At 57.0% G+C, this 19792-nt stretch carries 19 protein-coding genes and 1 pseudogene; 6 read left to right on the top strand and 14 right to left on the bottom strand.

All coding sequences use genetic code 11. The features are described from left to right. Nucleotides 1-114 precede the first annotated feature (114 nt). Nucleotides 115-1299, bottom strand: a complete 1185-nt coding sequence (gene lldD, locus FHR87_RS12090; RefSeq protein ID WP_183166982.1) for an FMN-dependent L-lactate dehydrogenase LldD — start codon at nucleotides 1297-1299, stop codon at nucleotides 115-117. Nucleotides 1300-1545: 246 nt separating this feature from the next. Then, the gene (locus FHR87_RS12085) at nucleotides 1546-3243 is read right to left on the bottom strand and encodes a lactate permease LctP family transporter (RefSeq protein WP_183166981.1); all 1698 of its coding nucleotides are present in this window, start codon (nucleotides 3241-3243) and stop codon (nucleotides 1546-1548) included. A 223-nt stretch (nucleotides 3244-3466) separates the two neighbouring features. On the opposite strand from FHR87_RS12085, the gene FHR87_RS12080 reads away from it, so the two are divergent. After that, on the top strand, nucleotides 3467-4240 hold the full coding sequence (locus FHR87_RS12080; protein ID WP_183166980.1) for a GntR family transcriptional regulator: 774 nt from the start codon (nucleotides 3467-3469) through the stop codon (nucleotides 4238-4240). A gap of 46 nt (nucleotides 4241-4286) precedes the next feature. On the opposite strand, the gene smpB is transcribed toward FHR87_RS12080, so the two are convergent. Then, on the bottom strand, nucleotides 4287-4769 hold the full coding sequence (smpB, locus tag FHR87_RS12075; RefSeq protein WP_183166979.1) for an SsrA-binding protein SmpB: 483 nt from the start codon (nucleotides 4767-4769) through the stop codon (nucleotides 4287-4289). A gap of 150 nt (nucleotides 4770-4919) precedes the next feature. On the opposite strand from smpB, the gene FHR87_RS12070 reads away from it, so the two are divergent. The 3 genes from FHR87_RS12070 (at nucleotide 4920) to FHR87_RS12060 (ending at nucleotide 6169) form a co-directional block, all read left to right on the top strand. After that, nucleotides 4920-5354 (top strand): type II toxin-antitoxin system RatA family toxin, encoded by a 435-nt coding sequence (locus tag FHR87_RS12070; protein ID WP_183166978.1) that lies wholly within the window; start codon nucleotides 4920-4922, stop codon nucleotides 5352-5354. Further along, complete coding sequence (locus FHR87_RS12065) at nucleotides 5347-5661, top strand: RnfH family protein (RefSeq protein WP_183166977.1); 315 nt, start codon at nucleotides 5347-5349, stop codon at nucleotides 5659-5661. Before FHR87_RS12070 ends, FHR87_RS12065 begins: the two co-directional genes overlap by 8 nt. Before the next feature lie 151 nt (nucleotides 5662-5812). Continuing rightward, nucleotides 5813-6169, top strand: a complete 357-nt coding sequence (locus FHR87_RS12060; RefSeq protein ID WP_183166976.1) for a PilZ domain-containing protein — start codon at nucleotides 5813-5815, stop codon at nucleotides 6167-6169. 23 nt (nucleotides 6170-6192) lie between these two features. On the opposite strand, the gene FHR87_RS12055 is transcribed toward FHR87_RS12060, so the two are convergent. The 7 genes and pseudogenes from FHR87_RS12055 to FHR87_RS12025 all read right to left on the bottom strand — a co-directional run bounded on the left by FHR87_RS12055 (nucleotide 6193) and on the right by FHR87_RS12025 (nucleotide 13863). After that, nucleotides 6193-7143, bottom strand: a complete 951-nt coding sequence (locus tag FHR87_RS12055) for a ketopantoate reductase family protein (RefSeq protein WP_183166975.1) — start codon at nucleotides 7141-7143, stop codon at nucleotides 6193-6195. 153 nt (nucleotides 7144-7296) lie between these two features. Beyond that, nucleotides 7297-8625: a DUF58 domain-containing protein gene (locus FHR87_RS12050; RefSeq protein WP_183166974.1), complete on the bottom strand. Its 1329-nt coding sequence runs from the start codon at nucleotides 8623-8625 to the stop codon at nucleotides 7297-7299. Next, a pseudogene (locus FHR87_RS12045) lies at nucleotides 8622-9545 on the bottom strand (AAA family ATPase); the annotation flags it as partial. The gene FHR87_RS12050 and the pseudogene FHR87_RS12045, both read right to left, overlap by 4 nt. Before the next feature lie 38 nt (nucleotides 9546-9583). Next, complete coding sequence (locus FHR87_RS12040; RefSeq protein ID WP_183166972.1) at nucleotides 9584-10717, bottom strand: DUF4350 domain-containing protein; 1134 nt, start codon at nucleotides 10715-10717, stop codon at nucleotides 9584-9586. Beyond that, nucleotides 10714-12213 (bottom strand): DUF4129 domain-containing protein, encoded by a 1500-nt coding sequence (locus FHR87_RS12035; RefSeq protein WP_183166971.1) that lies wholly within the window; start codon nucleotides 12211-12213, stop codon nucleotides 10714-10716. Before FHR87_RS12035 ends, FHR87_RS12040 begins: the two co-directional genes overlap by 4 nt. Beyond that, complete coding sequence (locus FHR87_RS12030; RefSeq protein ID WP_183166970.1) at nucleotides 12194-13174, bottom strand: stage II sporulation protein M; 981 nt, start codon at nucleotides 13172-13174, stop codon at nucleotides 12194-12196. The genes FHR87_RS12035 and FHR87_RS12030 overlap by 20 nt, the downstream gene beginning before the upstream one ends. Further along, entirely contained in the window at nucleotides 13171-13863 is a 693-nt protein-coding gene (locus FHR87_RS12025) for an RDD family protein (RefSeq protein ID WP_183166969.1), read from the bottom strand. The genes FHR87_RS12030 and FHR87_RS12025 overlap by 4 nt, the downstream gene beginning before the upstream one ends. 153 nt (nucleotides 13864-14016) lie before the next feature. Between FHR87_RS12025 and sbcB the strand changes: the two genes are divergently transcribed. Continuing rightward, nucleotides 14017-15450, top strand: coding sequence for an exodeoxyribonuclease I (gene sbcB / locus FHR87_RS12020; protein WP_183166968.1), 1434 nt, complete (start codon nucleotides 14017-14019; stop codon nucleotides 15448-15450). A gap of 317 nt (nucleotides 15451-15767) precedes the next feature. Here sbcB and mvaT read toward each other — a convergent pair whose 3' ends face one another. Continuing rightward, the gene (mvaT, locus tag FHR87_RS12015) at nucleotides 15768-16145 is read right to left on the bottom strand and encodes a histone-like nucleoid-structuring protein MvaT (RefSeq protein ID WP_183166967.1); all 378 of its coding nucleotides are present in this window, start codon (nucleotides 16143-16145) and stop codon (nucleotides 15768-15770) included. Between the two features lie 354 nt (nucleotides 16146-16499). Here mvaT and purU point away from each other — a divergent pair, with 354 nt between their 5' ends. Beyond that, a complete protein-coding gene (purU, locus tag FHR87_RS12010; protein WP_183166966.1) occupies nucleotides 16500-17351 on the top strand; it encodes a formyltetrahydrofolate deformylase in 852 nt (283 codons plus the stop codon). Between the two features lie 113 nt (nucleotides 17352-17464). Here purU and FHR87_RS12005 read toward each other — a convergent pair whose 3' ends face one another. The 3 genes from FHR87_RS12005 to FHR87_RS11995 form a co-directional block, all read right to left on the bottom strand. After that, nucleotides 17465-17665 (bottom strand): hypothetical protein, encoded by a 201-nt coding sequence (locus FHR87_RS12005; RefSeq protein WP_183166965.1) that lies wholly within the window; start codon nucleotides 17663-17665, stop codon nucleotides 17465-17467. A 165-nt stretch (nucleotides 17666-17830) separates the two neighbouring features. Next, a complete protein-coding gene (locus FHR87_RS12000) occupies nucleotides 17831-19276 on the bottom strand; it encodes a mannose-1-phosphate guanylyltransferase/mannose-6-phosphate isomerase (RefSeq protein WP_183166964.1) in 1446 nt (481 codons plus the stop codon). After that, on the bottom strand, nucleotides 19248-19706 hold the full coding sequence (locus FHR87_RS11995; protein ID WP_183166963.1) for a hypothetical protein: 459 nt from the start codon (nucleotides 19704-19706) through the stop codon (nucleotides 19248-19250). Before FHR87_RS11995 ends, FHR87_RS12000 begins: the two co-directional genes overlap by 29 nt. Nucleotides 19707-19792: the final 86 nt, after the last annotated feature.

Below are 19792 nucleotides of genomic sequence, written 5' to 3'. Positions count from 1 at the left end.
TTTTGTTATTTCAATGGCTGATGGGCTAAGCAGAATCAGCTAAATGTATAATAACTAATTGATATTTAATGTTTTTATATTTTCGTGCGATTGCCCTGTCGTGGAGCGCCTCGTTCAAGCAGCCTGGTCAGATTTTTTACCGGGTTCGGGCTGGATCGGGGGCAGTTCGCGAACCAGTAAATCGGCGCTGATCTCGCTGATAGACTTGGCGCCGGTCAGGATCATGGCGACACGCATTTCCTTTTCGATCAGATCCAGTAGATTGCTTACTCCGGCTCCACCCGCCGCGGCCAGCGCGTAGACAAAGGCACGGCCGAGCATTACGGCATCGGCACCCAAGGCAAGCATACGCACTACATCCAGGCCGTTGCGGATGCCAGAATCCGCGAGGATCTTCAGGTTACCTTTCACGGCATCGGCAATGTCCGGTAACGCGCGCGCGCTGGACAGCACGCCATCCAGTTGGCGACCGCCGTGATTGGACACGACGATGCCATCGGCGCCGAACTTCACCGCATCCTTGGCATCGTTCGGGTCAAGGATTCCCTTGATTACCATCGGGCCTTGCCAGAACTCGCGAATCCATTCCAGATCCTTCCAGGAAATCGATGGATCGAAGTTGGCAGATAGCCAGCCGATGTAGTCGGACAAGCTGGTCGGGTGGCCGCGGTAAGTGGAGATGTTGCCCAGGTCGTGCGGGCGACCGAACAGACCCACATCCCAGGCCCAGGCTGGGTGGGTCACGGCCTGCAGGATGCGCCGGGCAGCCGCATTCGGGCCGCTCATACCAGAATGCGCGTCACGGTAGCGGGCGCCCGGAGTCGGCATGTCCACCGTGAAAACCAGGGTAGTCACGCCAGCAGCCTTGGCGCGCTCCAGGACACTCTTCATGAAGCCTCGGTCCTTGAGTACATAAAGCTGGAACCACATTGGTCGATCAAGGGTAGGGGCTACTTCCTCGATCGGGCACACCGATACAGTGGACAGCGTGAAGGGGATGCCCTTGGCCGCTGCCGCCTGGGCCGCCTGTACTTCGCCGCGGCGTGCGTACATGCCGGTCAGGCCGACGGGCGCCAGTGCCACGGGCATTGACAGCGTTTCGTCGAACAGCCGGGTTTCCAGGCTCAATTCGGACATGTTTTTCAATACACGCTGGCGCAGCGCAATCTCGGCCAGATCCTCGACATTGCGGCGCAACGTGTATTCGGCGTAGGCACCGCCGTCGATGTAGTGAAAAAGAAAGGGAGGGAGCTTGCGCTGCGCCGCAGCGCGGTAGTCGGTAGAAGCGGAGATGATCATGAGTTCTAGACCTGTTTTGTAGAGGAAAGCCCGAGGCTGGGAGTCTTGGCGCTCACCTCCATTCCGGGATAGTCAGTCTGGATGTATCTGTTTCTGTTTAGTGACGTGGGTGGCCAGGCCACCCCATCGTGTCAACGCATACCTATTGCTCGGTTGCTGAAAAGAGCATCGCCGACGGGCCGTTGAAAACCGCTTCGAGGAGACTATTCGCCATGCTTCGGCCAGGTTTTTCAACGGCCTGTCTATTCAGTGCACCAGCATGCCGGTGAACACGTAAGCCTGGGCCAGTGTGATCAGGCCGACGAAAGTGGCGAAGATCAGGCTGTGCTTCAGCGTGAAACGGAACAGGTCCGACTCCTTGCCGACCAGTCCGGTGGCAGCGCAGGCGACGGCGATGGATTGTGGTGAAATCATCTTGCCGGTCACCCCGCCGCTGGTGTTGGCTGCCACCAGCAAGGTCTCGTTGACGCCAATCTGCTGTGCGGTGGTTGCCTGCAGCGAACTGAATAGTGCGTTGGCCGAGGTATCCGAGCCGGTAAGGAACACGCCCAGCCAACCCAGAAACGGCGAGAAGAATGGGAATAGCGCGCCGGTTCCGGCCAGTACCAGCGCCATGGTGGCGGACATGCCGGAATAGTTGGTGACGAAGGCGAAGCCCAGCACCATGCCGATGGACAGGATCGGCCATTTCAGCTCCAGCAGTGTCTCTTTGAAGCTGGTCAGAGCCGTTTTCGGCGTGACTTTCAGGACCGCCATGGAGATCAGCGCGGAAATGAAGATCGCTGTGCCGGTGGCCGATATCGGATCGAGCTTGAACACTGCTGCCATGGGGGTCGGCGCAGTGACGATCGGCGTCATCTTGATCACCAGTTGATCCAGGTAAGGAATAGGCAGCAGCAGGACCAGACTATCCAGCGCTCCACCCGGGGCGAACAGGGCCTTGAAGGGCTTCAGCGTCCAGATGGTCACCAGGACGGTGAGAATCAGGAAGGGTGACCAGGCCTTGACGATCTGGCCCAGGCTGTAGGGCGTGGGTTCGCTGGAGCGGTTACCACTGGTACCCCCCGTACTTCCCATCACGGCCGCGCCGTCGGCAGAAATGCCGACCACCTCAGCTTCCTCGGCGGACTTGGGTTGCCAGGTTTTGAGGAATAGGGTCAGGCATATCAGGCTGACCAGGGCCGAGGTGATATCGGGCAGTTCCGGGCCGATATAGTTGGAGGTGAAGTATTGCGTGATGGAGAAGCTGGCACCCGCTACCAGCGCAGCTGGCCAGGTTTCCTTGATGCCGCGCCAGCCGTCCATCATCGCCACCAGCCAGAACGGCACGAGAATCGAGAGGAAGGGCAACTGGCGGCCTGCCATCGCACCAATGGCGAAGGGGTCGATGCCAGTGACCTGACCGGCGACGATGATCGGGATACCCAGGGCGCCGAAAGCGACCGGCGCGGTGTTGGCGATCAGGCATAGACCTGCGGCGTACAGCGGATTGAAGCCCAGCCCCACCAGCAGAGCGGCGGTGATCGCCACCGGCGCGCCGAAGCCCGCCGCGCCTTCGAGGAAGGCTCCGAAGGAAAAGCCGATCAGCAGGACCTGCATGCGCTGGTCGCCGGTGATCGAGAGCACCGAACTGCGGATGATCTCGAACTGACCGCTTTTCACCGTGAGTTTATAGAGAAAGACAGCTGCGACGATGATCCAGGCAATCGGCCATAGTCCATAGATGAACCCGTAACCGGCCGCGGCGAAGGCCATATTGGTGGGCATGTCGAAGGCGAGGATGGCCACGGCAATGGAAAGCAACAGGGTGACGGTGCCTGCCACGTAGCCTTTGAGGCGAAATACGGCCAAGGCAAGAAAGAAGAAGACGATGGGGATGATGGCGACCAAGGCCGACAGCCAGAGGCTGCCCAATGGGTTATAGATTTGTTGCCAGACTTGCATATGGGGTGGCTCCCTAATTGTTTTATGGAGTTGAGCATCTATAATATTGGTAAGACCAATTTACCGAGGCCTGAGGCTAGAGTAAAAGGCGCCATTCGTAGATGTCAATTTGTCGCTCTCCGACTTTGGTCTTGCTCGGTTCTTGCCCGAACTTGTGCTCAAAGCATGTGCTGTCGCACGATGGTAAAAGGCGTCTGGCCGTTGTTGAGTGAAGGATGGAGTAATGGAGTTCGATCAGGTGAAGCAGAGGCGTCTGTCGGATGATATCGTCGTGCGTCTGGAGACGATGATTCTCGAAGGTACGCTCAAGGCTGGCGCACGCCTGCCGGCGGAACGTGCTCTGTCCGAGCAGTTCGGGGTTTCCCGGCCGTCCCTGCGCGAAGCCATCCAGAAACTGGTCGCCAGAGGCCTTCTGAGCAGTCGGCAGGGAGGCGGAACCTATGTGACGGGAGCGCTCGGCTCGACTTTCAGCGATCCGTTGCTGCAGTTGCTGGAAAACAATCCGGGGGCACAACGGGATCTGCTCGAGTTTCGCCACACGCTCGAAGGCTCCTGCGCCTACTATGCGGCACTACGTGCTACCGAAGTGGATCATCAACGCCTGCGCGAAGCATTCGAGATGCTGCAGAGCTGCTATGCAAGAAGTAATGAAAACCCTTGCCGGGCTGAAGAGGGAGCCGTCGATGCACGTTTTCATCTGGCGATCGCCGAGGCCAGTCACAATGCCGTGCTGCTACATACCATTCGTGGCCTGTTCGATCTGCTCAAGCGCAACGTGACGATCAATATTGGCGGCATGTATGCCTTGCGCGGCGAGACCCGCGATATGCTGATGCGCCAGCACCGTGAGTTGTTCGAAGCCATTATCGAGCGCCGCGCCGATGACGCCCGCAGTATTTCCAACCGGCACATCGATTATGTGCGGGAGGTTCTGGCCGAAGGTCAGGAAGAAGCCCTGCGGCTGGCGCGGGCGCAGCGCAGGCAGGGCGGACAGTAGCTCCCCTGAGGTGGAGGAAGGTTTGGTTTTCACCCAGCCTTCAACCTCAGTCTTCCTTGCCCTTGTTGCGTATGGCGCGCTGGATTTCGCGATGGGAGTCGCGCTCGCGCTCCGTATCGCGTTTGTCGTATTCCTTCTTGCCCTTGGCCAGCGCTATCTCGCACTTGATCAAGTGTTTTTTCCAGTACAGCGACAGGGCGATACAGGCATAGCCTTTTTGCTGGACTGCACCGAATAATTTGCCCAGTTCGCGCTTGTGCAGCAGTAGCTTGCGGGTTCGGGTCGGGTCGGCAATGACATGGGTGCTGGCGGTTTTCAAGGGTGCGATATGGCTGCCGAGCAGCCAGGCCTCGCCATCCTTGAGCAGGACGTAGCTATCCACCAGCTGCGCCTTGCCGGCCCGCAGGCTTTTCACTTCCCAACCGGCCAGGGCGACGCCGGCCTCGAACTTCTGTTCGATGAAGTAGTCGTGAAGCGCCTTCTTGTTTAGCGCAATGGTCCCGGAGGGATGTTTCTTCTGTTTAGCCATAGGGCGCGCATTATAGGGATTTGCGTATTCCTGCGATACGTCAGACGCAGGAAACTTGAGGGAGGAGGATGAATCTCCGACAATGCCATTCTTGGCGGTATCTGTCTTTACGGCATGGTGCCATAAAGCCATTACCGAAGTGAGCTATCGATGACGACTCATATTCACCGCTCGGCCTTGCTACCTTATCCGGCGCAGGCCCTGTTCGACATGGTCAACGATGTGGCCAGCTATTCCGAGTTTCTACCATGGTGCTCGGCCAGTGAAGTCCTATCGGCCAGCGAAACGGAAATGCACGCGAGCATGACCGTGGCCAAGGCTGGTTTCAGCCAGCATTTTCTGACCCACAACAAACTGCAACCAGGCGAGCGGATCGAGATGAATCTGACCGAAGGGCCGTTCCGCCATTTACATGGCATCTGGGAGTTCAAGTCGCTGGGCGAGAAGGCCTGCAAGATCACGCTCGATCTGCGTTTCGATTATGCGGGGCCGCTGGTGAAGATGACTCTGGGCCCCTTGTTCAATCATGCGGCCAACACCTTGGTCGATGCTTTCTGTGAGCGAGCCAAGCAGCTTTATGGTTGAGACAGTGCAGGTTGAGATCGTGTTCGCTCTGCCCGACAGACAACGGCTTTTGAGCCTGGAGCTACCGTCGGGCACTACTTTGCGCAAGGCTGTACTGGATTCGGGCATGGAGCGGTATTTTCCTGGCCTGGAGCTGGCCGAGGCGCCGCTTGGCGTTTACGGCAAGCAGGTTCTGCAGCCGGACGAGCATGTGTTGCAAGGTGGAGAGCGAATCGAGATCTATCGCACATTGATCGCCGATCCCAAGGAAGTGCGCAAGCAGCGAGCGGCCGCGACCAGGCTGGCGAAGGCGCACCGCGAAACCTGAGCAGCCAGATGCTTTTATCGTTTCAAGGCGAACATCCAGGGAACCGGGATAGTCCAAAAAAGAATAGGTATTTGCCCTGGTATGGGCTTAATCATCGCAAACGCCTGCCGATAGGATATTTGGCAGAGACTGTAAGTTCGGGATTAGGACTATGCTCAATCAGCGCAGAATTGAAAGGCATCAGTTGCCTTATTATCTCAAGGTATTCAATCGTCATACGGATAAGCCGTTGGGCTTCATCGGTAATATTTCCGAGGAAGGGCTGTTGCTTATCAGCCCTTATCCGATGATGCTCCATGCCCGTTTCAGGATGCGCTTGAAGCTGCCGACTCAAGGTAGCGAGCTGCATTTCGTCGATTTCTGTGCCACTTGCCTGTGGACCCGGGAAGATGTCACGCCTGGCAGTTTCGATTCGGGGTTCAAATTACTGGAGCCGCCTGTCGACATACGGGATATGGTGGATGCCCTCCAGCGTTATTTCAGCTTTAACCCCATGGCTGCCGCCTGAAGATGGCTTCGATGGCCGGGCACTCAGCGCGCCGACCTGAATAAGTCTGTCCGAGGGATCGACAGGCAGCCAAGCAGGGTCTTGAGAATCGGAACGGGTTCGCCGTAGCGTTCGGCTAGGGCGATGGGGGCCGCCAGCAATGCCTCGGTTTCCAGTGTGCGCCCGGCCAGGCGATCCTGCAGCATCGAGGTGCGTGCTGTGCCTATTTCCTCGGCAAATCTTAGCCACGCTTGCGGTGGCATTCGTACGCGGCTGCCTTCGAGCTCGGCCAGACGGGCGATTTCGTTCATTCCCGCACTCAGCACGGTGCGCGTCTGCGGTGTGCCGGCGAGTTCGGCAAGGGTTGCCCCGGTAATCGCAGACAGTGGATTCAAGGTGGCATTGGCCATCAGTTTGGTCCAGACTTCGCTGCGGATATCGTTCGAGCTTTCGGCTGGAATGTCAGCCTGGCGCCAACGGGTTATCAGCGCTTGCAGGCGTGCGGAGTTCTCGTTGTCTGCCTGTGCACAGATATAACGGTTGCGCCCGTTGCTGTGTACCTTGATCCGCTTTGGCCCGAGGCGTTCCACGGCATGCTGGACTACGACTGCCACAGTATTGGCCAGCTTCGGTGCGCCAGCGATGTCGCCATCCCGGTAGGTCCACCACCAGGGAATGCCATTTTGCAGGAAGACATAACAGGTATCGGCATCACCCAGTTCTGCAAGCCTGGGCAGAACGGCCTGTAAGTCATGGGATTTCACGGCAACGATGACTTGGTTGAATGGCCCCTGTAGCTCCTCCTGTACGGTGAAACGCACCTGCGAAGCGTGCCAGTGCTCGTCGCCTTCGGCGAAGATAATGTCTGTCTCGGATCCAGTGCTGCGGGTGCGTTGTGTGATGAACACCTCGTTGCCGGCCAGGCTCAGATGGCCGGCGAGATAGAGTCCCAGGTTGCCGCCACCGATTATCGCGATACGTATTCCGTTCGACATGATGTGCTCTCCAACGAAAAGTAGGGCCTTGCTGATTTCCGCGACATCTGTCGGGAAGAGCGCCATGCATTTCAGTGAAAGATGCAACGTGTGACCGCAATACGCAGCGAGTGACTGCAAGGAGAAAGGGGCATTGCGTGACAAATCGTTCGATCAACACGCACCTGATGCCTTCCTGGCCAGGTAGTGCTCGACGAGTCGGGGTGCCAGCTCGTCCGGGCTGGTATCCAGCAGCGCAATGCCTTGAGTCATCAATTGACGATGCAGGTTTTCGCGGGCATCGAGATAAGTCATGGCACCCTGATAGGCGAGAGTATCTTCGAAGCTTGCGACCGGCCGCCGGCGCAAGCGGTCCAGCACCGTTTCCCGCAGGCTGACCAGCACTACCGCGTGCCGCCGTAGCAGTGGCGCGAGCGCCACAGGTAATTCATCGTTGTCTTCATCACGCAGGTTGCTCAGGATCACCACTAGCGAACGTTGCTGGCCTCGATCGAGAAGCTCGCCCACGGCGGCAGTGAAATCCGCCGGCTGACGAGTGCTTTCCAGGTCGTACAAGGCGTTGAGCAAGGCATTCATTTGTGCCTGTCCCTTGGCTGGGGCGAGATAACGCTGTTGTGGCGTGGAGAAGGTGGCGAGTCCGACGGCATCACCCTGGCGTAGAGCGATATGGGCAAGTAACAGGCAGGCTTCCAGGGCGTGATCGAAATGGGCAAGCTCACCGTCGCGGCTACGCATGCGGTTGCCGCAGTCGAGCAGAAAAAGGATTCGCTGTTCGGCTTCGGCCTGGTATTCCCGGCTGATGAACGTGCGCCTGCGCGCCGTGGCCTTCCAGTCGATCTGGCGCAAGGTATCGCCTTCGCGAAACTCGCGTAGTTGATGGAACTCCTGGCCGGTTCCCGAATGCGGTTGTCGCTGCCGGCCTTGCCGGTTCGCCAAGGGGGTTGCTGTCAGTTGTGCGTTATACAAACGAATGAAATCGGGGTAGACGTGAACCTCTTCCGGCAGGCTCAGCAGGCGGCGTTGCTGCCAGAGTTTCCATGGGCTGGGCAAGTGAATTTCGCAGTAGTGGAAGTGAAAATGCCCTCGTCTTAGCGGGCGCAAACGATAGCTGAAGCGAGTCGTTTTGCCAGGCAGCAGGAAAAGGGCAGCTGGCAGGTTTTCGCTTGTCATGCTGTCTGGTACATGATCGAAGATTGCCACGGTTAACGGCTTGGCGGCGGAGGGGTGGATTTCCAGTTCGACTGTGTTCCAGCGGCCCGCCAGCAGCCTGTCTGGCAGGCGTCGCAGCAATTGCGGCGAGGTCCGGTGTTGCAAGCGCAGGGCATCCAGCGCAGCGAGCAGCACGACAGCCAGCAACAAGCTCCACCAGAGTGAGTCGAGCCAGTGCGGAACGGCAATGCCGATGGCCGACAGGGTTCCGAGCGGCAGGGCCAGCAGGAACAGTGCAGCCATAATGATCGGCAGATTGCGTGACGGAGTCATTGGCGCGGTGCCGGTACCTGGTCGAGCAGTTGGCCCAATACGGCTTCCACGTCCAGCCCTTCGATTTCCAGCTTGGCAGACAACCGTATGCGGTGGCGCAGTACTGCTGGAGCACAAGCCTTGATGTCGTCCGGCAGCACATAATCGCCACCGCGTAGCAGTGCGTGCGCGCGTCCACCGCTGACCAGGGCTATGGATGCGCGTGGCCCGGCACCCAGCAGCAATCCCGGCCATTCGCGGGTGGCACGCACCAAACGTACCGCGTAGTCGAGTACCTGATCATCCAGTGGCATTTCGCTGGCAATCTTCTGCAGAGCCAGCATGTCCTGCGGTTGCAGTAACTGGCGCAAGTCGGTGACTTCGAGCATATCGGCGCGGGATGAGCGGGTCACTTTGCGAACCAGCGCGACTTCTTCTTCCGCCTGTGGATAGTCCATGCGCAGCATGAACATGAAACGGTCCAGTTCAGCTTCCGGAAGCGAGTAAGTGCCTTCTTGTTCGATGGGATTTTGCGTAGCCATGACCAGGAACGGCTGGGGTACCGGCAACGTTTCTCCTTCCAGCGTCACCTGACGCTCCTGCATGACCTCCAGTAGCGCCGCCTGGGTCTTGGCCGGGGCCCGGTTGATTTCATCGGCCAATAACAGATGGGTGAATACCGGGCCGCGGCGCAGGCTGAATTGTGCGCTCTGCGGCTCGAAAACCGCATGACCGGTGACATCGCTCGGCATCAGATCGGGAGTGAACTGGATGCGTGAGAAGTCGCCTCCGAAGCAACGGGCCAAGGCACGGACCAGCAGGGTTTTGCCGAGCCCAGGTACGCCTTCGATCAAGACGTGGCCGCCGGCGATCAGTGCGATCAACACACCATCGATAACGATCTGTTGGCCGATTACCGCTTTTTGCAGTTCCTGGCGCAGTTCACCGAGCACCCGGCAGGGCATGCTGTCGTGTTCGTTCATAGGGAATTCCCGAGGTTTTGCAGGTCGGCGACCTGGCGAATGAAAGCGCTCGTACCGATACGCCGGCGTTGGGCAGGCAAGTACATGGCGGCGGTCACGGTGGCAACTGGCAGACTGCTGAGGCGAGCCAGTGCTTCGAGTTGTTCGGCCTGTGCCAAGCGCTCGAACCCAGGCTGGCGCAGACGAGCCCGGCGACGGATACGCTCTTGCAAATCGTGCAGTAAACGCCGTTTACCGGCATGGCGCAGCAGGAAGCCGGCCGAAGCCACCAAGTGTTCGCGTAATTGCCGGCGAGCGGGATCGGCAGGGGCCAGCAACGGTCCTTGACGCCGGCTGCTGCGCCATACAATCAGGATCAGCAGAAGCAGGGCAGCGCTCAAGGCGTGCGGAAAATATTCCAGCAATAGCGTGGCCATTCCCGGCTGGCGATTACGTTCGATTAGCACAACCTTGGTGTCGCGAGTCAGATACCAAAGCAGCCAGGCATGGTCGTATTGGCCAATCCGCTGGTTCTGCCAGATCCACGCGTCGGTGAGGACGGTGATCTGTCCCTGGCCGTAATGCAGTTGCAGCAGATGCGTGGCGGTATCGCTATTGGCCCAGGCATGCGCTCTGTGCTCGGGATCATAGAGATGGTAAGCGGAATTGAAGGCCAGCCGGGCTGGTTTGCCACTGTTTTGCGTATGGAAGTAGGTCAGCTTTGCGCGCTGTGGCGAGTCGCTTTCGAACTGCTGGAGATGTAATGCATCCAGCAGCAGATCGCCGCTGTTGGCATTTTCTTCGTCCCATAGGCGCTCGGCGACGAAGAGCAGGTGTCCGCCGCGAGCGGTCCAGTCCAGCAGGTGTTTTGCCTGGGGGGGCGTCATCTGGCTGCGCTCGCCCAGCAGAAGCAGACTATGCCCAGGCGCGGGCAGGGTATCCAGATCCGGCAAGTCACGGTCGCGCCTGAGATCAAGCCCGTGCTCTCGTAAAAACAGCTCTGCGGCCAGATAAGGGTTGGCACGAACTGCGGGCGCAGGACCATGGTCGATGCTTTCCTCGTAGGGTTGCAGAGGGTTCTTCAGCAAGAACGCTGCAACGACCAGTAGCAGGCAACCCAGGCCGCCAAGCAGAATCGGCCGGCGTTTCATGAGGACTGATCCGGAAACAGTGCGCGGAAATCCTGGCAAAGCCGTGTTCCCAGCATGGCAGGTAGCGCTCGATGCCCGTAGGCGAGGGCTTGCCAATGCTCGATCAGGGTTTCGGCAAAGCGCTGCAATTCCGGTCGCTGCAGGGTTGCTATGTGCTGCAGGATTTCTGCTTCGGTATGGGCAGCCTTGAACGGTAATCCAATCCGTTCGAGCATGCCGCGATACAGCAGGCCAAGGGCTTGGCGCGGCTGCTCGTTCCAGAGCCGTTCAGCTGCCTGGGCGATATCGTCCGGTAGTGGGGCGGGTAACGCGATCTGGTCGTAGCGTATGTTCGGATCCGGTCTGGGCTCGGTGGGTTGGCGGCGGTTAGCAGTAACGTTGCGCAGCCAACCGCGCTGATACCAGAGCAAGGCAGTGCTGAGGATGATAAGTGCGCTCCTGAGCCCTATTTCCAACAGCTGCGCGAAATATTCGAGGCTGTTTTGCCACTCGCTCGGCTTGGCCAGATCGGCACGATCCGGCACGTCTTTCTGGCTGTCTGATTGGTCGGTGAAGCGCCAGCGGGTAACCGTCTCGCGATTCTGGAAAGGGGGACGTGTCAGCAACTCCCGGATCTGTTCTTTGGCCTGGCCAGGTGTCAGGGACTGTGCGTAAACCGGAGGGTGAACATTCGGTTCGGCGGCCTTGGCGGTGTTCGCTACGGTTGTAGTCAACAAGGCAACGGCAAGCAGCATGCCGCTTGCACCGGACAAACGCTGGGCCAAGCGTCGAAAGACCCATTCGATATCCCAGCCTTCCAGGTTTGTCCGCTGGTTGAGATAGAGGCTGAAGCCGCAGGCTACGTAGATCGGTTCCCAGACGATCAGCACCAGGGCATAGCAAAGATTGCTCAGGTGTTCCATCCATAGCCAGTTGCTGTCGTTCTGTTCGAGCAATCCCTGCCAGTTCAGGGTATCGACCAGCGGTTGAGGTAGCAGCACATAGAGCAATGTGAGCAGTCCCATCCACAGCATGGCTTCCAGGTGCATGCCGGCAAGCGTCAGCCAGAAGGCTTTGCGACCATCCTGGCGGTTCAGGATAGCCAGGCGCCGTTTGCGTTCCCGGCCGCCAAGCCCTTCGAGTTGGGTGACCGGCAGCTCGAAACTGCGTCTTGCGTTCAGGCGACGGGAGGTCAGGGCGGCGAACCACTGCTTGCGTAATTGGCCGGGCAAGGCTTTCAGGCTTTGTCCAGGCGTCGGCGTTTCGCCGAGCAAGGTACGCGACAGGATATACAACGGCAGTCGTTCGAGCAGGGGTTTCAGCCACCAGAACAGGAGGATGGCCGCCGTCGGTTGTCGCCAGAACAAGGCCGTCAGCATGACGAAAAGCGGCAGGCTGACTATCGTCCAAGTGCCCATCAGCAGCGCGGCGTGACGACGTGCGAGCAGAACGCCAAGATCCAGTGCTTCCCAGGCACTGCGGGGGCGCGGCTCGATTTCAGGCCGCAGCATGAACATCTTTGCCTGCGCGCAACAGATAAATCCCTACCAACAGCCAAAGCAGGCAACCGACTAGATATTTGATTATTGGCGCGGTGAAGGTCATGGATGACCAGTAGGCTTCGATGAACGCGGCGATCAGCAGTAATAGCAGCGCGCCGGTCACCAAGCGTACGCCCTGGCTTGCCGCCAGACGCAAGGCTGCGCTGCGTCGCCGGCGACCAGGTGCGATCAGGGCCCAGCCCAACTTCAGGCCGGCAGCTCCGGAAAGGACAATGGCGGTCAGCTCGAAGGCACTGTGGCCGATCACGAATGACCAGAATGGCTGCTGGTAACCGATATTGCCCAGGTGGCCAGCCATGCTACCGATGGTCAGGCCGTTGTAGATCAGGAAGAAAAGGCTGCCGAGTCCGAAGAGCAGGCCGGCGGCAAAGGTCTGAAAGGCAATGCTGATATTGTTCATGATGTAGTAGCCGAACATCATCCAGTCGGTTACCGCCGTTCGTTCTCCGAAGCGGCCGAGCCGGCTGCTGTCTGGGTCATACATCGTTTCCAACTGCGCCACCTGCGTGGGGCTCAGCATGCTGTAGACCAGATCCGGTTGCACCTGCACCAACAGCAACATGCCGAGCAGGCTGCCATAGAACAGCAGGCCTGCCGTCAGTACGACGCGGTATTCGGCGCGGATCAACTGTGGCAGGCCAACGGACAGAAATAGCAGGATTTTCACCGGCAATGGGCTGCGCTGGCGGTAGAGCTGACGATGGCCATTCATCGCCAGATACTGCAATTGTTCGATCAGCGCACGGCTGTAGCCGCGTGTCCGCGCCAACGCCAGATGCTGACAGATGCGCCGGTATGCAGCAGGAAAGGCCATGATGCGTGCTTCGTCAGGCCGGCCCTGTTCCAGCGCCTGCAGATCGTCAGCGAAGATCTGCCATTGCTGCTGATGATGATCCTCGAATTGCTGCTGTTTCATGCGCGCCCCAAAAGGCCGTGGGCGATGGCCAGGAGTTGCTGCTCGGCCTTGTCTGGCGTAGTGCGCAACGAGGCCGCGAGAATCCCGGCCAGTTCTCGGCGGCGCTCCTGGGAAAAATCGGCATACCGCTCGGCAAAGTCGAGCAGGGCAAGTTTTTCTTCCTGGAGAAGTACGAACAGCGGAGCCTGGGCAATGAGCTGCGTCGGGGCCGCGCGTTTGATCGGCCTGCCTTGGTGAATCACCAGGGTTCCGGCGGCCAGATCGCCGAGCCGTTTGAAAGATGGATGCCAAAGACAGCTGAGGACACCGAAAAAATAGCCGAAGGGAAGCAGATCAACCATGCGCAACAGGTTGCGAGTCAAAGACGAGGCCCAGCCAACCGGCGAGCCATCATCCTGAATTACCTGCAACCCCAGCCATTGCTTACCGGGTGTCCGCCCCTGATTCAAGACCTCGAATAACACCATGTACAACCACTGCAACATGAACACGAGAATCATCGCCAGACCGAGCCCGAATCGATCCAGCAATCCCGGTACAAGGATCAGCAGGCCCAGGATGGCACCGCGAATTCCCAGATCCACGGCAAACGCGAGTGCTCGGGGAAGCAGGCCGGCCGGAGTAAGCAGCAGTTCGATGCCTTCAGGCGTTTCCACAGCGTGGCGATTATCCAGTTGAGGGGAAAGCAAGGTTCTGGCTCATCCATTGGCGTGGTGCTGGTCGATGCTAGGCGTCTGGCCGGGCTGGAGCAATGATCTATATCTTGACGAGGTGGTTCGCTTCCGGCCCGATAGCCTGGGCGCTCGGTTAGACTCATGGCTCGATAGCGAAGGAGGTTTTCCGTGACTGCAAGCATTTTCTGGTACGACTTCGAGACAACTGGAATCTCTCCGAGTCGAGACCGCCCTCTTCAAGTGGCAGGTATTCGCACCAACGAGGAGTTGGAGGAAATCGGCGAACCGCTGAATCTCTACTGCCGATTGCCCGACGATATCCTGCCACATCCTGGCGCCTGTCTGATTACCGGCATAAGCCCTGCCACATTGCAGGAAAAAGGCCTGGGCGAAGCCGAATTCATGGCCCGCCTACATCATGAGCTGTCTTTTCCGGAAACCTGCGTTGCCGGCTACAACAACCTTCGTTTCGACGATGAAGTGACCCGGTACGCCTTGTATCGCAATTTCTACGATCCTTATGCCCGGGAATGGCAAAGCGGCAACAGCCGCTGGGATCTGATCGATCTGATTCGTACAGCCTATGCATTACGCCCGGATGGTCTGAATTGGCCGGAAGAAGAGGGGCGGGTCACGCTGAAGCTGGAACGGTTGACAGCCGCCAACGGATTGAATCATCTGCAAGCGCACGACGCGTTGTCCGATGTACGCGCCACCATCGCGCTGGCCAGGCTGATTCGCGAACGCCAGCCCAGGCTGTACGACTATCTGTATACCTTGCGTCGCAAGCCGCAAGTCATGGAGCAGATATGCTTGCTGGAGCCGCTAGTGCATGTTTCTGGACGCTTCTCGGCTGAGCGGCACTACTTGTCCATCGTATTACCGCTGGCCTGGCACCCGACCAATCGTAATGCCCTGGTCGTTTGTGATCTGGGTGCCGATCCTTCGCCGCTTTGGCAACTGGATGCCGAAAATCTGAAGCAGCGTTTATATACGCGGCGAGACGAATTGATGGCGGATGAATTACCCGTTCCTCTGAAGTTGATACATATCAATCGGTGTCCGGTAGTTGCTCCCTTGAAAGTATTAAGGAAGGAGGATATCTCTCGATTGAGAATAAATCGCAATGAATGTCTGGCTCGAGCGGAGGAAATTCGCCAAAAGGATTCTTTGTGGCGCCCTAAAATAGCGCTTGTTTATCAGGAGGAAAAAGCGGATTTCCAATGCGATCCCGAGCAGCAACTTTATGCCGGGTTTCTTGATAACCGGGATCGGCGCTTATGTGAGCAAATCAGGTATTCGAATGCGCAGGATCTGAGAACTCGGGAATGGCCGTTCGATGATTCCCGCCTGGGGGAAATGCTGTTCCGTTACAGAGGGCGAAATTTTCCGGAAAGTCTGTCTGCGGAAGAAAGGCAGAAATGGCAATCGTTTTGTATGAAGCGTCTGAGTGATCTAAATAGTGGAGCGCCGAATACTTTATCTTGTTTTGAAAAGGAAGCCCGGCAGTTATTGATAAACGCGACACCGTCACAGAGTGAAATATTGCATTTGTGGCTGGAATATGTGCAGGGTTTGCGTGAGCGCTACGCCTTACCGTGACTATTCAATACTTGTATCAGCTCTTGATGGCGCCTTCATCGGTTCAGGTTTATTTACCTGATGCACCGAAACCCTATTCGGCAGAATGCCGGTTAGTGGCCTGTGTGATTGATTCAAGTTCGGCTGACCGAAATTCCGAAAGCAGGCGTTGCGACGAGTCATGGCAGGGCTATGGCGAGCAGTGGTAACAGGAGGTAGCGGAGCTTCGGGTGCTGGCATTGACTCATCAATCAAACAGGCTATTGGATGTCTGCTGGCATTGCTGCGTGGTCTGCGAGCGAACGCCAACAGAGCCTGAAGAGCCGATGCCAGGCATGTCACTCCAAAATGGAAGACCATTCTTCCACTGTGTCGGCTCCCCACTTGTTTTTCCATTCCTTGAGTGTCTTGTGGTTGCCGCCCTTGGTTTCGATCGTTTCACCCGTATGGGGGTTTTTATACTGCTTGATGCGCCTGACACGCTTGGTTGGAGTTACTGCTTTGACCGGACGGTTTTGCTTGGTCGAACGAGCACCGGAGTCCAGAAGAGCAGTAATATCCGGCAAGGACTTCTGGTAATCATTCATTAGTGCCAGAAGTTTCTTTTCGAAATCGAGCTCCTTTTGCAGTTTGCTATCTTGAGAAAGAGTTTTAAGACGCTCTTGAAGTTCCTTGATGGTTTCTTCTGTTGCGCGAAATTCACTAATCAGGGACATGGCCATACCTGAGCGAGGAAAAGGATGAGTTATCGTGTTAACGATAATAGTCAGTAATTATGGATAAGTAAATGAGATTGAAATTCCATTTTGTGCGAAAAAAGCATTCTTCATTCAATGTGCTTCAGTCGTTTTGGCTGTGGAAGTTATTTTCGACAGAAGTTGCAAAGTACAGTTGAGGCAGGTTCGCGCGTCCGAGGGTACTCTAATTGCAGCCAGATATTTTGCGTACTTTAAATTGTTTTATTATCGGTTTCTAGCAAGCGGTTGTTTGCAAACAGAGGAAGGTGCGCACCATGCTGCGCGCCTGGGCTAGAATGCCACGGTTTCCGTATTTTCCGGAGTTTTTACTCGATGCGAACTTTCAGGCTGGTAATTGCCTGCCCCGACGGTATTGGCATAGTCGCCAAGGTAAGTAACTTTCTGGCCACTTATAACGGCTGGATTACTGAAGCCAGTCATCATTCGGATAGTCATAGTGGCTGGTTTTTCATGCGTCATGAAATACGCGCCGACTCGCTACCTTTCGATCTGGATGGGTTCAGGCAGGCATTCACGCCCATCGCGAAAGAATTTTCCATGGAGTGGCGAATTACCGATTCTGCCTGCCGCAAGCGAGTAATCCTGATGGCCAGCCGCGAATCCCATTGCCTGGCGGATCTTCTACATCGTTGGCACAGTGGTGAGCTGGAATGCGATATTCCCTGCGTCATCGCCAACCACGACGAGCTGCGCAGCATGGTGGAATGGCATGGTATTCCCTATTTCCATATACCAGTCGAGCCTGCCTGCAAGAGCGAAGCTTTTGCCGCCATAACCCGGCTGGTGCGCGAACAGTCGGCCGATGCGATAGTCCTTGCCCGTTACATGCAGATTCTGCCTGCGACACTTTGTCAGGAATTCGCTCAGCGGGTCATCAATATCCACCACAGCTTCCTGCCGTCTTTTGTCGGCGCCAAGCCTTATCATCAAGCTTCACTGCGTGGCGTCAAGCTGATCGGTGCGACCTGCCATTACGTGACCCAAGAGCTGGATGCCGGCCCCATCATCGAGCAGGATGTCGTGCGTGTCAGCCATCGTGATCGTATCGAGGACATGGTGCGGCTGGGCAAGGATGTGGAGAAAATGGTGCTTTCCCGCGGCCTGCGCTATCACTTGGAGGATCGCGTGTTGGTGCATGACAACAAGACGGTCGTATTTGACTGAGCGTGTTGCCCGGACTGGCGTGCAAGATTTCAGTTGGGAAACCTGTTGCCTGTTGTTTTTCCCGGCTGCTTGTCTGGGGACGGGGCAGAGGGTATTAGGTGTTAACGCTGCCTTCAGCCGATCTGATTGTCCCGCTCTTTCTCGATTTTCTGTAATTCCTGCTGGAATGCTTCATCGAGCAGGCTGGGTTTCTTTTTCCAGGGTTTGCGTTCTGGTTCGGGTTGGGCTGCGTAAGTAGTGATTTCTCCGCCGGAAGTGTTCTGGAAATGCTGAGCCTGACGTTCAAGCTCGCGACGTAATTCTTCTTTCGTCACTGAATAAACCTATTGTGTAAATTAAGAAACAAGGCTGGATGGGATACATCGGTATACGTGCATCGCTATTACTATTGAAAATGCCAGCGGTGAGGTTTTCAAGTGGTAAATCGAGGCGTGCAGAAAATCCTGCCCTCGGCATTGCGCGCGAGAGCAGGATGGCGATCAGCGGGTCGTGTTCGTCTCGATGAGACTTTCGGCACGGCCATAGACATCGTCGAAGCGCTCGATGTCATCTTCTCCTAGGTAGCTGCCAGACTGTACTTCGATGATTTCCAGCGGAATCTTGCCAGGATTGGCTAGGCGATGTATGGAAGTTACAGGTATGTATGTGGACTGGTTTTCCGTCAGCAGGAAAGTCTTGTCGTTACAGGTCACCTGGGCTGTACCGGAAACCACGATCCAGTGTTCGGCGCGATGGTGGTGCATCTGCAGCGAAAGGCTGGCACCTGGATTCACACAGATGCGTTTGACCTGAAAGCGGCCACCCATGTCGACTGAGTCATACCAGCCCCAGGGGCGATACACTGCGCAATGGCTAAGGGTTTCCTTGCGTTCCTGGGCATCCAGGCGATTGACCAGTTTCTTGACGTCCTGCACTTTGTCTTTGTGAGCGACCATCATGGCATCCTTGGTCTCGATGATCACGACATCATCCAGGCCCAGGACGGTGACCAGCTTGCCATTGCCATGAATCAGGCTGTTATGTGTATCTTCGGCAATGACATCGCCTTTGATTACGTTGCCGTTCTCGTCCTTCTCGTGGACTTCCCAGATCGATGACCAGGAGCCGACATCGTTCCAGCCAGCAGAAAGGGGGACGACGCAAGCCAACTGGGTTTTTTCCATTACGGCGTAGTCGATGGAGTCATCCGGGCAGCAGGCGAAAGTCGCCGGGTCGATCAGGATTTCATCGCCGTTACGCTGGCTGCGATGGAGTGCAGCCATGCAATTGTCGTAAATATCCATGTCGTACTTTTTCAATTCTTCCAGGAACACGCTGGCCCGGAACAGGAACATGCCGCTGTTCCAGAAGTATTCGCCTGATTCGACGAACTGCTTGGCACGTTCTTCGTCGGGTTTTTCGACGAACTGGAGTACCCGCTTGACGCCTTCGGTCAGGCCAGGCCGGCTATTCATATCGCATTTGATATAACCAAAACCGGTTTCAGGACTGGTTGCCGGAATACCGAAGAGAACCATTTCACCTCTTTCGGCTGCGTCGGCAGCAAGACTCAGCGATTGTTGGAAGGCTTTCTCATCTTCGATCACGTGGTCGGCTGGCAGGACCAGCAACAATTCATCGCGGCCTTCTTCCAGCAGTTTTATCGCGGCGATGGCAATGGCCGGTGCGGTGTTGCGGCCGAAGGGTTCCAGCAGCATTCCCTGAACTGCCAGTTGGCGGGCAGCCAGTTGTTCCTTGACGATAAAGCGATGCTCTTTGTTGCATACCAGCAGCGGCTGCTGCATGCCTTCGAAGGTCAGGCGCTCGATGGTCTGCTGGAAGAGAGTCTGCTCGCCGGTAAGTGCAAGGAACTGCTTGGGGAAGAGCTTGCGTGAAAGAGGCCAGAGTCTGGAGCCGCTACCACCTGAAAGAATGACCGGAATCATTGAGTTCTCCTGATTCGTTTGCAAATTGTTCCAGGCTGGGCCTGGATGCCGAATTTATCTTGTCTGATTTGCTGCGGCTGCCATGGGCAATTGTTGCCGATATTTCGTTCGCGCAAGTTTCTGGATTGTATCGGAGGTAGGCTTCGAATTTCCGGGAAGCGCTCTTGCAGCCGGTTGTTGAAGAAAGCAGGGAGGCAACCGGGATCATCCGGTGTCCTGGATATGGGAAGAGGCTCGCATTCCAGTGGGTAGGGCAGGGTGTTCCGCTTCTTCGGGAATGGGTAGCCAGTTGATCGGTTCCATTGTAGTCCGCTGCAGGCAAGAAGGAGACTTCGTTGAAAGGTACGAAACCCGATGCGCCTTCTTCATGTACGCCTTCCCTTTCCAATCTGGAATTGTCGAGTACGCGCTTATGATGCGGCAGCTTCACGATAGTTCCCGCGCACAAGGCCAGGATTTTTTTTGGGTGTCTGGGGGCCGGGCCAAGTGGCATCAGGGAGCTGCAAGCAGGGCGTT

The sequence above is a fragment of the Azomonas macrocytogenes genome (assembly GCF_014191985.1).
GTDB lineage: Bacteria > Pseudomonadota > Gammaproteobacteria > Pseudomonadales > Pseudomonadaceae > Azomonas > Azomonas macrocytogenes.
The sequence above is the reverse complement of the archived record's forward strand: the minus strand, read 5'-3'. Positions and strand labels throughout refer to the sequence as shown.

Excerpts from the sequence above, each read along its gene's own strand:
- lldD (WP_183166982.1), bottom strand. The coding sequence starts at position 1,299 with ATGATCATCTCCGCTTCTACCGACTACCGCGCTGCGGCGCAGCGCAAG.
- FHR87_RS12085 (WP_183166981.1), bottom strand. The coding sequence starts at position 3,243 with ATGCAAGTCTGGCAACAAATCTATAACCCATTGGGCAGCCTCTGGCTG.
- FHR87_RS12080 (WP_183166980.1), top strand. The coding sequence starts at position 3,467 with ATGGAGTTCGATCAGGTGAAGCAGAGGCGTCTGTCGGATGATATCGTC.
- smpB (WP_183166979.1), bottom strand. The coding sequence starts at position 4,769 with ATGGCTAAACAGAAGAAACATCCCTCCGGGACCATTGCGCTAAACAAG.
- FHR87_RS12070 (WP_183166978.1), top strand. The coding sequence starts at position 4,920 with ATGACGACTCATATTCACCGCTCGGCCTTGCTACCTTATCCGGCGCAG.
- FHR87_RS12065 (WP_183166977.1), top strand. The coding sequence starts at position 5,347 with ATGGTTGAGACAGTGCAGGTTGAGATCGTGTTCGCTCTGCCCGACAGA.
- FHR87_RS12060 (WP_183166976.1), top strand. The coding sequence starts at position 5,813 with ATGCTCAATCAGCGCAGAATTGAAAGGCATCAGTTGCCTTATTATCTC.
- FHR87_RS12055 (WP_183166975.1), bottom strand. The coding sequence starts at position 7,143 with ATGTCGAACGGAATACGTATCGCGATAATCGGTGGCGGCAACCTGGGA.
- FHR87_RS12050 (WP_183166974.1), bottom strand. The coding sequence starts at position 8,625 with ATGACTCCGTCACGCAATCTGCCGATCATTATGGCTGCACTGTTCCTG.
- FHR87_RS12040 (WP_183166972.1), bottom strand. The coding sequence starts at position 10,717 with ATGAAACGCCGGCCGATTCTGCTTGGCGGCCTGGGTTGCCTGCTACTG.
- FHR87_RS12035 (WP_183166971.1), bottom strand. The coding sequence starts at position 12,213 with ATGTTCATGCTGCGGCCTGAAATCGAGCCGCGCCCCCGCAGTGCCTGG.
- FHR87_RS12030 (WP_183166970.1), bottom strand. The coding sequence starts at position 13,174 with ATGAAACAGCAGCAATTCGAGGATCATCATCAGCAGCAATGGCAGATC.
- mvaT (WP_183166967.1), bottom strand. The coding sequence starts at position 16,145 with ATGTCCCTGATTAGTGAATTTCGCGCAACAGAAGAAACCATCAAGGAA.
- purU (WP_183166966.1), top strand. The coding sequence starts at position 16,500 with ATGCGAACTTTCAGGCTGGTAATTGCCTGCCCCGACGGTATTGGCATA.
- FHR87_RS12000 (WP_183166964.1), bottom strand. The coding sequence starts at position 19,276 with ATGATTCCGGTCATTCTTTCAGGTGGTAGCGGCTCCAGACTCTGGCCT.